This is a genomic window from Actinokineospora spheciospongiae (assembly GCF_000564855.1).
Classification (GTDB): domain Bacteria; phylum Actinomycetota; class Actinomycetes; order Mycobacteriales; family Pseudonocardiaceae; genus Actinokineospora; species Actinokineospora spheciospongiae.
Genome location: NZ_AYXG01000220.1, coordinates 1 through 14626, shown reverse-complemented (window position 1 = coordinate 14626; position 14626 = coordinate 1). Strand labels below are relative to the sequence as shown.

Annotated in this window: 11 protein-coding genes; 7 read left to right on the top strand and 4 right to left on the bottom strand. The window is 73.2% G+C overall.

Annotated features, from left to right (window positions below):
- Window positions 1-358: 358 nt before the first annotated feature.
- Together UO65_RS27695 and UO65_RS27690 are read left to right on the top strand one after the other, a co-directional pair.
- On the top strand, window positions 359-2926 hold the full coding sequence (locus UO65_RS27695) for an ABC transporter substrate-binding protein (protein WP_035288245.1): 2568 nt from the start codon (window positions 359-361) through the stop codon (window positions 2924-2926).
- 110 nt (window positions 2927-3036) lie between these two features.
- The gene (locus tag UO65_RS27690) at window positions 3037-5343 is read left to right on the top strand and encodes a hypothetical protein (RefSeq protein WP_152552317.1); all 2307 of its coding nucleotides are present in this window, start codon (window positions 3037-3039) and stop codon (window positions 5341-5343) included.
- Window positions 5344-5464: 121 nt separating this feature from the next.
- Here the strand turns inward: UO65_RS27690 and UO65_RS27685 are convergent, their stop codons facing one another.
- Together UO65_RS27685 and UO65_RS27680 are read right to left on the bottom strand one after the other, a co-directional pair.
- A complete protein-coding gene (locus UO65_RS27685; RefSeq protein ID WP_052021876.1) occupies window positions 5465-6658 on the bottom strand; it encodes a fatty acid desaturase family protein in 1194 nt (397 codons plus the stop codon).
- A gap of 28 nt (window positions 6659-6686) precedes the next feature.
- Window positions 6687-7775: a ferredoxin reductase gene (locus UO65_RS27680; protein ID WP_035288241.1), complete on the bottom strand. Its 1089-nt coding sequence runs from the start codon at window positions 7773-7775 to the stop codon at window positions 6687-6689.
- A 66-nt stretch (window positions 7776-7841) separates the two neighbouring features.
- Between UO65_RS27680 and UO65_RS27675 the strand changes: the two genes are divergently transcribed.
- The 3 genes from UO65_RS27675 to surE all read left to right on the top strand — a co-directional run bounded on the left by UO65_RS27675 (window position 7842) and on the right by surE (window position 10826).
- On the top strand, window positions 7842-9041 hold the full coding sequence (locus tag UO65_RS27675; RefSeq protein WP_200873488.1) for a PucR family transcriptional regulator: 1200 nt from the start codon (window positions 7842-7844) through the stop codon (window positions 9039-9041).
- Between the two features lie 77 nt (window positions 9042-9118).
- Window positions 9119-10048, top strand: a complete 930-nt coding sequence (locus UO65_RS27670) for a PfkB family carbohydrate kinase (protein ID WP_035288239.1) — start codon at window positions 9119-9121, stop codon at window positions 10046-10048.
- Between the two features lie 10 nt (window positions 10049-10058).
- Entirely contained in the window at window positions 10059-10826 is a 768-nt protein-coding gene (gene surE, locus UO65_RS27665) for a 5'/3'-nucleotidase SurE (RefSeq protein ID WP_035288237.1), read from the top strand.
- A 66-nt stretch (window positions 10827-10892) separates the two neighbouring features.
- Here the strand turns inward: surE and UO65_RS27660 are convergent, their stop codons facing one another.
- Together UO65_RS27660 and UO65_RS27655 are read right to left on the bottom strand one after the other, a co-directional pair.
- Window positions 10893-11114, bottom strand: coding sequence for a three-helix bundle dimerization domain-containing protein (locus UO65_RS27660; RefSeq protein ID WP_035288235.1), 222 nt, complete (start codon window positions 11112-11114; stop codon window positions 10893-10895).
- 91 nt (window positions 11115-11205) lie between these two features.
- The gene (locus UO65_RS27655) at window positions 11206-11910 is read right to left on the bottom strand and encodes a FadR/GntR family transcriptional regulator (RefSeq protein WP_233427870.1); all 705 of its coding nucleotides are present in this window, start codon (window positions 11908-11910) and stop codon (window positions 11206-11208) included.
- A 167-nt stretch (window positions 11911-12077) separates the two neighbouring features.
- On the opposite strand from UO65_RS27655, the gene leuA reads away from it, so the two are divergent.
- On the top strand, window positions 12078-13829 hold the full coding sequence (leuA, locus tag UO65_RS27650; RefSeq protein ID WP_035288231.1) for a 2-isopropylmalate synthase: 1752 nt from the start codon (window positions 12078-12080) through the stop codon (window positions 13827-13829).
- Window positions 13826-14620 carry an ABC transporter ATP-binding protein gene (locus UO65_RS27645; RefSeq protein ID WP_035288229.1) on the top strand — a complete coding sequence of 265 codons (795 nt, stop codon included), beginning with the start codon at window positions 13826-13828 and terminating at the stop codon, window positions 14618-14620. Before leuA ends, UO65_RS27645 begins: the two co-directional genes overlap by 4 nt.
- Window positions 14621-14626 lie beyond the last annotated feature (6 nt).

The following is a 14626-nucleotide window of genomic DNA, read 5'->3' as shown; positions in this document are numbered from 1 at the left end:
CCCGTGGTCGCTGTCCGAGCAGGGGGAGACCCACACCCCGTCACCCTCTTCTGAACTCCTGGGGCGGGTCCTCGAAGCACAGAACCCCGCAACCACCCCGCATCAGTCCCACCGTCGCCGAGTCACCGACGGTGGCGGTTCCCGGACGGGGGTCACTCGCGGAGGGGCTGATGGCGTCAGGAGGGGTGGCGCTCGCCCCGATTGTGGATCAATTGCCGGGGATGCGTTAAGCAGGGGGGAGAGCGCGAGAACTGCCTCGAAAACCAATGCCGCGAAATGAGGTGTCTCGTGATCCCGGACCGGCCGCAGCGCGGGCGCGGGGCCCCCGGCGCCGTGGACGACCTCCGAGGAGGTCGGCGTGGCAGGCGGTGAGGCGTTGCGGGCGGCCGAGGCCACCCGCAGGGCGATCGGGTTGGCGGAGTCGGGTGATGCCGCCGGCGCGCGTGGTGTGCTGCGGGAGGCGCTGTTGCAGGACGCGGGCTACGAGCCCGCCTGGGTGTGGTTGGCCGCTCTGGTCGAGCGGGACGGTGAGCGCAGGTTCTGCCTGGAGAAGGCGTTGGCCGCCCGGCCGAGCACGCGGACCCGGCGGTCCCTGCGGCGGTTGCGCGGTGTGGAGGCTGTCGCGCCGGTGGAGGTGGAGTGGGCGGTCGAACCGCCCCTGCCGCCCGAACCGGAACCCGAGGTGGCGGTGGGGAAGCGGCGGCGGTGGCGGTGGGTGGCGGTGGCGGGCGTGCTCGTGGTGCTGGCGGGGGCGGGGTGGGGGATCGAGCGGGCGGGCCACCCGGACCCGGTGCACCTGGCGCTGGTCGCCGGGCTCACCGGCCCGGAACCCGAGGTGGCGCGCGGCGTGGTGGACGCGGTGCGGATGGCCTTGGACGAGGCCAACCAGGCGGGTGGGGTCAACGGCCACCCGGTGGAGCTGCTGGTCTTCGACGACGGTGACGACGTCGGCCGGGCGCGGGTGCGGGCCGAGGAGGTCGTGGAGGACGGGCGCGCGCTGGCGGTGGTCGGGCACGTGCTCAGCGACACCTCACTGGCCGCGGCCCCGGTCTACGCCGGGGCGGAGCTGGCCGCGATCACGCCGAGCGCCACGGCCGACCGGCTCACCACCGAGAACCCGTGGTACTTCCGGACGGTGTTCGGCAACCACGCGCAGAGCGGGTTCGCGGCGGTCTACCTGGCCGAGGTCCTGGGCGCGTCCAGGGTGTCGGTCCTGAGCGAGGACACCGAGTACGGCCGGGGCATCCACGAGGGCTTCGTCGCCGCGTTCGGTGCCCGGGGCACCGTCGCGCACGACCTGACCATCGCCCCCGCCCGGGCCGAGGACGCCCGGGCCGGGGACGCGCTGGCGGAAGCGGTGGCGACCCTGCGCGCCGACCCGGACCCCGGTCCCATCCTGCTGGCCGCCCAGGCCGAGCAGGGCCTGCGGGCGGTCACCGCCCTGCGCGCCGCCGGGATCACCGCCCCGCTGTTCGCCGCCGACGCGCTCGCCGACGAGTACTTCCACGACGCCGTCTCGGCGAAGCTGGCCCAGCACCGACCCGCGCCACCGCTGGGGGAGGTCTACGCCGTCGCACCGATGTCCCGCGACGCCCTCACCGGCTCCGCGTTGCAGTGGGCCACCTCGTTCCGGGCGATCCACGGCTACACCCCGAGCTGGCACGCCGCCACCGCCTACGAGAGCGCCATCGCCGCGCTGCACGCCCTGCGCACCCCCGACCTGGAGGCCACCGAGGACGGCCGCGCGGGCGACCGGCGCCGGGTCCGCGCCGCGCTGGCCGCCATGACCAGCGCGGAGACCGCGCCCGAGGGGGTGCTGGGCCCGATCCGGTTCGACCCGGGCGGGTCGACCGGGCGGGAGATCGCGGTGGTCAGGAGCAACGGGTCCCGGTTCGTCTCCGCGCCCGTGCAGCTCGCCCCCTACGCCCCGCGACCCGGGGTCGGCGCCGCCGAGGACGTCGCGGCGGGGCGGGCGGTGGAGCTCGACGGGCAGCTACTGACCGCGCGCCGGGTCGTCACCGCGGGCGTCAACCTCAACGAGGTCGGCGAGCTGGACACCGAGGACGGCACCTTCTTCGCCGACTTCTTCCTGTGGTTGCGCTACACCGGCGACGACACCGCCGCCGACCTGACCTTCGTCAACGCCGTCGACCCCGACCTGGCCCTCGGCGCGCCCCTGCGCACCTCGACCACCGACGGTCAGCACTACCGGCTCTACCGGGTGGCCGAGGAGTTCAAAGCCGCCTTCGACTTCCGCGACTTCCCCTTCGACCACCAGCACGTCACCCTGGTCCTGCAGAACCGGCTGCTGCCCGAGACCCAACTGGTCTACGTCACCGACCCCGCGGTGCTGACCCGGTCCCAGTCCGAGCGGCTGCGCGGGGGCGCCAACGCCTCCGCCAGCATCGATGGCATCCCGAACTGGACGGCCGAGGAGGTCCAGTTCTACCGCGAGACGGTCGGCAGCACCGCCGAACTCGGCGACCCCGCCTTCGACACGGGCACCGGCACCTACTACAGCCAGTACGTCGCCGACGTCCGCGTGCAGCGCGACATCGGCGGGTTCCTGGTCAAGAACCTGCTGCCGCTGGCGCTGCTCGTCGCCCTGACCTACCTGTCGCTGTACTTCCCCCCGGGTTTCGCCGCCGGGTACAGCATCGGCATCACCGCCATCCTCACCAGCGCGGTCCTGCTGGCGGCGGTGACCTCCCCGCTGCCCGAGGTCAGCTACACCGTGGCCATCGAATGGGCCTACTACGCCTTCATCCTGATGGCCACCTGCTGCCTGCTGACCCACCTCGTGCGCCAGCGGCTGACCTCCACCGGCCGCGACGACATCGCCGCCCGCATCACCGTCGGGGCGCGCATCGTCTACCCGGCCGCGGTCACCGCGGTCGCCCTCACCTACGCCGTCGTCTTCGCCTGAGCCGAAAGGCCCATTTCCGTCGGACCCGAGCGCTACTGTCCACCCAGGGGTTTCGGGGGAAGGGGACTGCTGTGCGTGGGCTGAAACCGATCGTGTGGGGTATGGCGGTGATGGCGGCTGCGTCGTGCACCTCCTCTCCGCCAACGCCTCCCGCGAAGACCGAGCGCGTCGCGCCGCAGCAGGTCGCCGTCCCACCTGTCGTGGCCTACGCGACGCCTGACGCTGTGCGGGTGCTGCGCGGCGCCGCGGCCGTCGCCGACATCGCCTTGGCGGAGAACGAGAACGTCGTCGACGCCGAGTGGGTTCCGGGCGGTTCCCGGGTGGTCGTGGCCACCTCGACCCGACTGGTGTCGATCGACACCGCCACCGGTGCCACGGCGACCGCGCCCTGCGAGTGCTCGCACCTCGCTGTCGCCGACGGCAAGGTCTACTCCATCGACGGGTACAGCCCGAAGGAGATGGCCGTCCACGACGTCACCACGTTGCGCGCGGAGGAGGCCGTGCGACCGGACCTCGCGGGGGGCAAGGGGCTGCTGGGCATCGACGGCGCGGGCGACCGCCTGGTCATGTTCCGGATCACCGAGGACGGCGCGAGGCCGCTCACCGACGTCGTCGTCTTCCAACCCGCCACCGGCACGAGCACCACGGTCGGGAACACCGGCCACCTCGGCACACCGTCGGGCGGCGCGTACACGCCGCGCGGGTGGCGCGACGCCCCCGGGTACGCCTACCTCGCCAGTGGGTCGACCGGCGCGCAGACCGGGACCGCGTCGGTCGTCTGGTTCGACCCGACCAGTCCGGCGCCGCAGGTGGTGACCACCGACCGGCGGCTGCGCGAGCAGACGCCGGACGTGCCCGACGAGTCGTGGAACAGTGCGCGCGAGCACCTGTGGTGGGCGTCCGACGGCACGATCCGCACCACCGCGTGGACCTGGAAGTGCGAGCAGGCGGACCCGCTGGAGCAGCCCCGGTGCACCGACCTGGTCCCGCACCAGCAGTGGCGGCACGACGGCGTCGACTGGACCCGCACCGACGACCGCGACCTGGCCTCGGTGCGCGAACTGGGCGACGGCACGTCGGTGGAGCTGTCCCGCGACAAGGACCTCTCCCTCGTCAACGGCGGCACCCGCACCCCGGTGGCGACCGACGTGGACCGGGTATGGACCCCGGCGTTGCCCGCGGTGCCGGTGGAGCAGGGCGACCAGGCCCTGGCCGAGCGGTTCGCGCCGGAGGTGTGGTTGCACCAGGACGAGAAGAACTTCCCCGTCGACGCGGGGGAGTTCGTGCGCCGCTCCACCCTGCGGTTCGACCACGGCCCGCCCTGCGGTGACCCGAGGCTCGTCGCCGAGCGCGCCGATCCGGTCAAGCTCGGCCGCGGCGAGCACACCAGCCCGGCGCTGCGCCGCAACCAGCGCGACTGCTCCCCGAGCGACGAACCGGTGGTGTTCCGCTCCGACCTGGCGGCCGAGGACGGCAGCGGCAAGGGGTTCCTCCTCGACCTCGACGACGACGCCCGGGACGGCGACAAACCCGTCGACGGGACGGTCACCGCACCCGTGTACTGGGAGTACCTGCCGGGTCAGCGCCCGGGGGTCGGCGCGTACGTCTACTGGTTCTTGTACGCCTACAACGACTTCCTCAACAACCACGAGGCCGACTGGGAGCGGGTCGCCGTGCAGGTCGACGGCGACCGGCCGGTCGCGGTGGCGTTCTCGAAGCACGAGGTGCCCCCCTGCCAGATCACCTGGGAACGCCTCGACACCGAGGGCGACCACCCCGTGACCTTCTCGGCGAGTGGCTCGCACGCCTCCTACGGCTTCGCGGGGGAGTTCTCACGGGCCGACGGGAAGCAGGTGGGCACCGACAAGACCGCCAGGAACACCCGCTGGCAGACCTGGACCGACGTGCGAGCCCTGCGCGACCAACCCTGGTACGGGTACCGGGGCCTGTGGGGGGACACGGCGCTGATCGACGTCAACAGCGGCATCGTCGGCCCCTACCCGAAGCGCGACATGTCCACCCTGCTGACCACCTCGCAGTGCACCGAACAGGTGGGGCGCGTGCCGACCGGCTGGCTCGGGGCCTGGAAGGCGGGCCGCGTGCAGGACCCGATGGCGGCGCAGGACCCGCGCGCGAAGGACTACACCGCTGAGATCTCGCTGGAACAAGGCCAGTTCGGGGAGCAGGTGGGTACGGCGACCTACGGTGGGCTCGGCTGCGTTGGCGTCCTGACGCTGGAACGGGGCACGCAGGAGGCGATCGTGCTGCGCGAGGCGCGGGAACCCGATCCCGCTTCACCCAACCAGCAGTGCCGCACCGCGGGGCACACCACGATCAAGCAGACCGCGACGGGGTTGAGCTACAGCTTCGTCCCCGACCGGCGTCCGGGGCCGATCACGGCTGACCTGACCCGGTGACGGCTTCGGGTCGTCGGGGTTTCGCGGGTGTACCCGGCCGGGTGGACGTTGCTGCGCCGGTTGGGTTCGGGGCGGCCGGTTGCCGTGCCGATGTGGAACGGGTTTCGGCCTGCCCCGTGCCTCACCGGGAGGAGGTGGACACCAGTTCCGCCTCGGGGGTGTTCGGCACCCGCATGACGACGGGGGCCGGTGCGGCCCCGCGCGGCCGGACGGGTTCGGAGTGGCCGAAGAAGTTGTTGGGCAGGGACAGGCGGATGACCTTCTTCCAGGCGGAGGCGACCTGGCGGGGGAGGCTGCCGGTGGTGTAGCTGAGCCCGTACCGCTGGAACAGGTCGCGCACCTTCGGGGCGATCTCCTGGTACCGGTTGCTGGGCAGGTCCGGGAACAGGTGGTGCTCGATCTGGTAGGACAGGTTGCCGGTCATGACGTGCATGAGCCTGCTGCCGCTGATGTTGGCCGAGCCGAGCATCTGCCGCAGGTACCACTCGCCGCGGGTCTCGCCCTCGATGGAGGTGCGTTCGAACGTTTCGACGCCCTCGGGGAAGTGGCCGCACATGATCACCGAGTGCGACCACAGGTTGCGGATGAAGTTCGCGGTGAGGTTGGCCGTGATCGTCGTGGCGGCCGACGGGCCCGACAGCAGCGGGTGCACGACGTAGTCCTTGGTGACCTGCTGCCCGATCTTGCGCAGGGTCTGCTTCACGCGGGCGCGGAACTCCGGGGCGCCGCGCCGGGACTTCGCCAGGTTCTTGCCCAGCTCCAGGTCGTAGGCGGCGATCCCGTACTGGAAGATGCAGGCGTTGACGAAGTTCCACAGCGGCTGTCCCAGGTGGAACGGGTGCCACCGCTGGCCCTCGTCGACGCGCATGATGCCGTAGCCGAGGTCGTTGTCCTTGCCCAGGACGTTGGTGTAGGTGTGGTGCAGTTGGTTGTGCGAGTGCTTCCACTGCTCCGCGGGGGTGGCGTGGTCCCACTCCCAGGTGGTGGAGTGGATCTTCGGGTCGCGCATCCAGTCCCACTGCCCGTGCAGGACGTTGTGGCCGATCTCCATGTTCTCCAGGATCTTCGCCACCGTCAGCGCGGCGGTGCCGAGGAACCAGGCGGGCGGGAACAGGGAGGCGAGCAGGACGGTGCGGCCGCCCATCTCCAGCACCCGCTGGGTGGTGATCACCCGGCGGATGTAGGCGGCGTCGTCGGCGCCGCGGCCTGCGATCACCTGCTCGCGGATCGCGTCGAGTTCAACGCCGATGCGCTCGATGTCCTCGGCGGACAGGTGGGCGATCTGGTTGTTCGCCTGCTTCTGGATCGTGGTCATGCTGTGGTCCTCGGATCGCTGGTGGGGATCAGATGTCGAGCTGGCAGGGGCCCGCGGCGGCGGACACGCAGGTCTGCACTAGGACGCCGTCGCCGGGGACGGCGCTGGTCACCTGCCCGTCGCGCAGGTCGCGCACCGCGCCCTCGCGCAGCGGCACGACGCAGCCGAAGCAGATGCCCATGCGGCAGCCCGACGGCATCAGCACGCCGCGGGACTCGCCGGTGTCGAGCAGCGAGGTGGCGCCGTCGGCCTCGGCGGTGACCGCCGAGCCGGTGAACGTGACGGTGCCGCCGTCGCCGACGGCGACCAGCGCCGGTCGGAACCGCTCGGTGTGCAGGCGCTGCCCGCTGCCCGCGGCGTCGTAGGCGTCCTGGAGGGCGTCGAGCATCCCGTTGGGACCGCAGGCCCAGGTTTCCCGCTCGGTCATGTCCGGGACGAGCACCGCCAGCTCCGCCGGGTCGAGCACGCCGTCGACGTCGGTGTGCCGCTCGACCAGCCGCAGGCCACCGCGCGCGGCGAGGCCGCGCAGCTCGGCACCGAAGATGACGTCCTCGGGCCGGGGGGCGGAGTGCACCAGCACCACGTCGTCGAGCCGGTCGGCGCCGTCGCGGAGCATCCCCATGACCGGGGTGATGCCGCTGCCCGCGGTCACGAACAGCGCCTTCGCCGGGCGGGTGGCGGGCAGGGTGAACTCGCCCGCCGCCTGGTCGAGCTGCACGACCGTCCCGGCCTGGAGGTGGTGCACCAGGAACCGGGACACGGTGCCGCCGGGCAGCGCCTTGACCGTGATCGTCACGGTGCCGTCCGGGCGCGGCGGTGAGGTCAGCGAGTACGAGCGCCACTGCCGGACCCCGTCCACGTCGACCCCGATGCGCAGGTACTGCCCCGCCTTGTGGCCCGCCCAGCCGCGGCCGGGCCGGATGACCAGGGTGGCGGCGTCGGCGGTCTCCGGCAGCACCGCCTCCACGCGTCCGCGCAGGTCCGTGCTCGACCCCAGGGGGTCCAGGATCGACCAGTAGTCGCCGGGCACCAGCGGCGTGGTGACCAACCGGGCCAACCGGCGTGCGCGGGCGCGCAGCGTGTCGCGGAGGGGAACCGGGGTCTGCGTCGTCGCCATGGGTTCAGCATGACTGCACCGGCGGTGTAAGTTCCTGTGTCCGGGACGTGAATCGGGGAGCAGCTCTTGTTCGCAGGGAACAGTTCACTCGAATCAGAACAATTCCGCCTGCCCGAGGGCTTGGCGGAGGCGATGCGGTCGGTGCTGCCGTCGGTCGCCGAGCGCACCGTTGCGGCGATCGTGGCCGAGGTGCCCGCCTACACCGAGGTCTTCACCGGCGGCACCGGTCGCAAGCTCGAAACGGCCGTGCGGCTGGCCCTCGGCGGCTTCCTGGAGCTGACCTCGGGCGCCGGGGGAGCGGCGGCCAGCACCCCCATGGTGCCCTCGCTCGACGGTGCCTACGAACTCGGCGTCGGCGAGGCCCGCAGCGGCCGGTCGATGGACGCGTTGCAGGCCGCCTACCGCGTCGGCGCCCGGATCGCCTGGCGCGAGCTGAGCACCATCGCCACCTCCGGCGACCTCTCACCAGGCGGGATGGCCCGGTTCGCCGGACTCCTCTTCGCCTACATCGACCAGCTCTCCGCCATCAGCGTGGCGGGCCACGCCGACGGGTTGGCCACCACGGGCCGCGCCCGGCAGCAGTACCTCGACCGCCTGGCGTACGGCCTGCTCACCGGCAGCGGCCCGGACGAGCTGGCGGTCGCGGCGGACCGGGCGGGTTGGGAGCCGCCGCGCTCGCTGACCGCGGTGATCATCCCCGAGGCCCGCGCCCGCGGGGTACTGCCCCGCCTCGACCCGCGCACCCTGCAAACCTTCGAGGGCGCCCTGGACCTGCCCGACGGCCGGACGGCGGTGCTCCTGGTGCCCGACGCCGAGGGCCCGTTCCGCGGTCCGCTGGTGGCGGGCCTCGCGGGGCTGGGCGCCGTCCTCGGCCCGGCCCGGCCGTGGACCGGGGTGCGCGCCTCCTACCTGCGCGCCCAGCGGGCCGCCCGGCTCGACCTGCGCCCCACGCCCGAGACCACCGTGGACACCGAGCAGTGCCTGGCCGACCTCGTCCTGCGCTCCGACGCCGACGCCCTCGACGACCTGCGCGCCCAGGTCCTCGCCCCGCTCGACGGCCTGCGCGCCCCGCAGCGGGCCAAGCTGGAGGAAACCCTGCGCTCCTGGCTGCTGCACCACGGGCGGCGCGAGGAGATCGCCGCCGAACTGTTCGTGCACCCGCAGACCGTCCGCTACCGCATGGGGCAGCTCCGCGAGCTGTACGGCTCCCGCCTCGACGACCCCAGGACGGTCCTGGAGCTGACCATCGCGCTGGGCTCGGGGTGATCCCCGTGGTCAGCTCGCGGTGGCCGGGTCCCCGGCGCCGCGACTAGTTTTGGGCGATTCGGGGTATTAGTCCGATCATGGACAACCAGGTGTGCGTGTTCGCGCCGTCGCCGCAGCTCACGGTGACGGTGGAGGACCTCGACGGTGGACCGGACCTGCACCTGCACGCGGGCGGGCAGGGGTACTGGCAGGCGCGGATGATCACCGCGCTGGGGTCGCCGGTGGTGTTCTGCTGCGCGCTGGGCGGGGAGACCGGCTCGGTGCTGGGGCACCTGCTGACCGCCCCCGACCTGGAGGTGCGCTCCCGGCAGGTGGCCGCGCGCAATGGCGCCTACATCCACGACCGGCGCGAGGACGAGCGCGAGGAACTGGTGGAGCAGTACCCCGGGCGGCTCACCCGGCACGAGGTCGACGACCTGTACGAACTCGCCGTGGTGGCGGGGCTGGCGGCCGGGGTCGCCGTGCTCGGCGGCTCGGTCGACGTCGCCACCGAGGAGGTCGTCCCGGTGTCGGTCTACGAGCGGCTGGCGTCCGACCTCGGGCGCAACGGCTGCCGGGTGGTCGTCGACCTCGCGGGCGCGCGGCTGGCGGCGGCGCTGGAGGGCACGCCCGCGGTGGTGAAGGTCAGCCACGAGGAGCTGATCGAGGACGGCCGGGCCAAGTCCGACGACCTCGCGGACCTGACCGGCGCGGCGCGCGAGCTGGTGGCCTCCGGGGTCGAACTGGTCGTGGTGTCGCGGGCCGCGGAACCGACGCTGGCGGTGACCGCCGACGACGAACTGCTCGTCACCGCCCCCGCGCTGGACCCGGTGGACACCCGCGGCGGCGGCGACTCGATGACGGCGGGGCTGGCCGCCGCCTTCGCCCAGGGCGCGGACCTGGAGGCGGCGCTGCGGCTCGGCGCTGCGGCGGGCGCCCTCAACATCACCCGCCACGGCCTGGGCAGCGGCAGCGGCGACGCGGTCCGGTCGCTGGTGGAACGGGTAGAGATCGCGCGGGTGGGGTAGCACCTACGACATGTCTCCCCGAGTGCTCGTGACCAACGACGACGGCATCGACTCACCCGGTCTCCTGGCGCTGGCGCGGTGCGCGGTGGACCTCGGCTGGACCACCCTCGTGGCCGCGCCCGCCGCGGAGGCCAGCGGCACCAGCGCGGGGCTCACCGCGGCCACGGACGACCGCACCTTTGCGGTCGAGCGCCGGACCCTCGACGGGCTCCCCGGCGCACCCGCGTACGCGGTGGCCGCGCACCCCGGCCTGATCGCCCTCACCGCCTGCCACGGCGGCTTCGGCGACCGGCCGGACCTGGTGCTCTCCGGGATCAACCGGGGCGCCAACATCGGCCGCGCGGTGCTGCACTCCGGCACCGTGGGGGCGGCGCTGACCGGTTCCATCAACGGCGCCCGCGCGCTCGCCGTCTCCCTGGACGTGCCGCTCGACCCGACCGCCCCGCCGAACTGGGGCACCGCGGCGTCGGTCGTGGCCGGTCTGCTGCCGCTGCTGGCCTCGCTGGAGGTGGGGGCCGTGCTGAACGTGAACGTGCCGGACGTGCCCGCCGACCGCCTCCTGCCCGCCCGGTGGGCCCGGCTGGCCTCCTACGGTCGGGTGCGCAGCAAGGTCACGCAGGTCGACGACGGCACGATCGAGGTCGGCAACGTCGTGGTGGACGGCGACCTCGAACCCGGCACCGACGCCGACCTGCTCGGCCGCGGGCACGTGACGGTGACCGCGCTGCGCTCGGTCCACGAGGACGACGCCCTGATGGACGGCGAACTCCCGGGCTGAGACCGGCTCCTGCCGGAACCGGGCTGGGCGCACCTGAGGGCGCGCCCAGCCCGGTTCCGGCTTCGGTCAGGCGGTCCGGCCGAGCCGGGACCGGACGTGGCGCTCGATCAGGATGGGCACGAAGGTGGTCACCTTGGCCTCCCGGAAGCGGTCGTGCTCCTCCTGCACGGCGGCGTGGATGTCGGCTTCGCGGGCCGGGCCGTAGTCGTCGACCAGGCGGGCCTCCATCTGGTGCAGCTGCGTGCTGACCTGCTCGGCAAGGTCGTCCATGGAATGCGATGCGCTCATGTGAACCTCCTGGTGGTGACCTGCCCGCTTCGGCTGTCCATGCGACATCGCGGACGTGAACGGGAGATGAACAGTCCCGAGGGGTGGTCGATCACCGGGCGTGGAGCTGGGCGAGGGTCTGCTCCAGCTCGTCCCGCAGGGCGCGTCCGGCCGCCTCGGCGTCGCCCCTGGCGATGGCGGCCACCAGCTCCGCGTGGCCCGCGTCCCCGTGGTTCGGGTCGTCCGCGCGCAGGTCGAGCAGGTCCACCAGGTCGACCAGGCCGCGCTGCAACACGGGCAGGAACTCGGTGAACAGGCCGGTCAGCACGGGGTTGTGCGCGGCGGCGACGACGGCCGCGTGCAGGGCGGTGTCGGCCTCGACGAACTCGGCGGTGGTCCCGCCCGCTGCGGCGCGGCGCCCGGCCAGGGCCGCGTCGATGGCGGCGAGGTCGTCGTCGGTGCGGCGGCGGGCGGCCAGCTCCGCCGCCGCGACCTCCACCAGCACGCGCACCTCGTAGACGTCGGTGATCGCCGCCTGGCGCAACCGGATCGACCAGTCCTGCTCCGACCGGGTCGCGACGACGAACACGCCCGCGCCCTGCCGCGCCTGCACGAGCCCGGCGCCCGCCAGTGCGCGGATGGCCTCGCGGACGGTCGACCGGCCCACCCCGAGGGTCTTGGCCAACGTCGTCTCACCGGGCAGCTTCGTGCCGATGTCCCAGGTGCCGTCGGTGATCTGCTCGCGGAGCCGTTCGGCGGCCTGCTCCACCAGGGGGGACGGTCGGAGGGAACCCAGGGGCATGGCGTACGTCTCCAACTTGTCAGCTTGTCTGAGGAGTGCGGTTGTGGTTACGGTACCCGCATGTCGCCACGGGGGTTCCTCCTTCACCGCCGCTGCGGGGCCTGATCCGACCGGCTCCCCGCAGCGGGTGTCGGGCTGCGCCGGTCACCGACGGATGACCGAGTGGAAGAGCTTCCCCAACCATGGTTCCCCTCTCCGAGACCACCCGCACGCCCCCGGCGGACGCGCCCGCGTGGAACCCGCAGCGCCCGAGCGCGATGCCGCACCACCGCTACCGGCCCGCCCACGCCAGGGTCGCGCTGCCGCTGACCGACCGGACCTGGCCGTCGCGCACCCTCGACCGGGCGCCGCTGTGGGTGCCGGTGGACCTGCGCGACGGCAACCAGGCGCTGGCCGAGCCGATGGACACCGAGCGCAAGCGCAGGTTCTTCGACCTCCTGGTCGCCGTGGGCTACAAGGAGATCGAGGTCGGCTACCCCTCCGCCAGCCAGACCGACTTCGACTTCGTGCGCCACCTGGCCCGCAGCGGTGAGGTGCCCGACGACGTGACCGTCTCGGTGTTCACCCCCGCCCGCCACGACCTGATCGACCGCACCATCGCCTCGATCGAGGGCCTGCCGCGTGCCGTCGTCCACCTCTACACCGCCACCGCCCCGGTGTGGCGGGACGTGGTCCTCGGGCGTTCCCGCACCGAGGTGCACGCGCTCATCAGCGACGCCGCCACCCACCTGCTGCGGCGGGCCGAGGAGCGGCCCCGCGCCGACACCCGGTTCGAGTTCTCCCCGGAGGTCTTCAACCTCACCGAACCGGACTTCGTCCTGGAGGTGTGCAACGGCCTGACCGAGCTGTGGGACGCGAGCCCGGACCGGCCGGTCATCCACAACCTGCCCGCCACGGTGGAGATCGCCTCGCCCAACGTGTACGCCGACCAGGTCGAGTACACGCACCGGCACCTGGGCAGGCGCGGATCGGTGATCCTGTCGGTGCACCCGCACAACGACCGCGGCACCGGCGTCGCCTGCGCCGAACTGGCCGTGCTGGCGGGCGCGCAGCGGGTGGAGGGCTGCCTGTTCGGCAACGGCGAGCGGACCGGCAACGTCGACCTGGTGACCCTGGCGCTGAACCTGTACGCGCAGGGGGTGAACCCGATGGTCGACTTCTCCGACCTCGACGCGGTGCGCGAGGTGGTCGAGCACTGCAACCGGCTGCCCGTGCACCAGCGACACCCCTACGCGGGCAGCCTGGTGCACACGGCCTTCTCCGGCACCCACCAGGACGCGATCGCCAAGGGCATGGCCCACCACGCCGAGCGGGCCGCTGCCCTGGGCGTCGACCCGGGCGAGGCGCCGTGGGCGGTGCCGTACCTGCCCATCGACCCGGCCGACATCGGCCGCACCTACGAGGAGGTCATCCGGATCAACTCCCAGTCGGGCAAGGGAGGGATCGCCCACCTGCTGCTCACCCACCACGGGCTCGACCTGCCGCACGCGCTGCGCCCGGACTTCTCCCGCGCGGTGCAGCGCGTCACCGACACCACCGGGCGGGAACTGTCCGACAAGGAGCTGTGGGAACTGTTCCGCACCACCTACATCGCACCCGCCCAGGACGGCCCGACCACGCTGGAATCCTGGAGCACCACCGAAACCGCACCCGGCGAGCACCGGTTCACCGGCACCCTGCACACCGGGGAACAGCGGTTGTCCTGCGGAGGAATGGGAAGCAGCCCGCTGTCGGCCCTCACCGACGCGCTGGGTGCCGCAGGCATCGAGGTGGACGTCCTCGGCTGCACCGAGCACTCCACCGGCGGCGACGCCGTCGCCTACGCCGAGTGCCGGGTGGGCGGGGTCGCGCGTTGGGGCGCGGGCCGGGACACCTCGGTCCTCACCGCCTCCGTCAACGCCGTGCTGGCCGCGGTCAACCGGGCCGCGTCGTGACACCGGTCCTGCGCGTCGAGGGCGTCGACTTCGTCCGCGAGGGCAACCCGATCCTGCGCGGGGTGTCCCTGACGGTCCGGGCGGGCGAGCACTGGGCGCTGCTCGGTGCCAACGGCGCGGGCAAGAGCACGCTGCTCAGCCTCCTCGGCGCGTTCGCCCACCCCACCCGGGGTGTGGTGGAGGTGCTGGGCCACCGGCTGGGCCGGGTGGACATGCGCGAGCTGCGCTCTTACGTCGGCCACGTCGACCCGCGGCACGCCCCGAGGTCACCGCTGGCGCTGTGGGAGGTCGTCCTCACCGGGTTGACCAACACCGCCGAGTGGGTTCCCCGGTGGGGTCCGACCGCCGAGCAGGTCGCCCTGGCCCACCGGCTCATCGACCTGCTCGGGCTGGGGGAGCGCCGCCAAGCGCAGTGGCCCACCCTGTCGCAGGGCGAACGGGGTCGGGCGCTGATCGCGCGGGCCCTCATGCCCAGCCCGCGCCTGCTGCTGCTCGACGAACCCGCCACCGGCCTCGACGTCGCGGGCCGCGAGCAGTTCCTCGAACGGGTCGACCTGTTGCAGACCACCCTGCCGGACCTGGCGTCGGTGCTGGTCACCCACCACCTCGAAGAACTCCCACCCGGCACCACGCACGTCCTGCTGCTGCGCGGGGGGCGCTGCCTGGCCGCCGGACCCGCCGACGAGGTGCTGACCAGCGACCGGGTCAGCACGTGCTTCGACCACCCGATCCGCCTCACGCGCACCGGCGGGCGCTGGAGCGTGCGCGCGGGCGAACCCCGGGGCGGCTGACCGCGG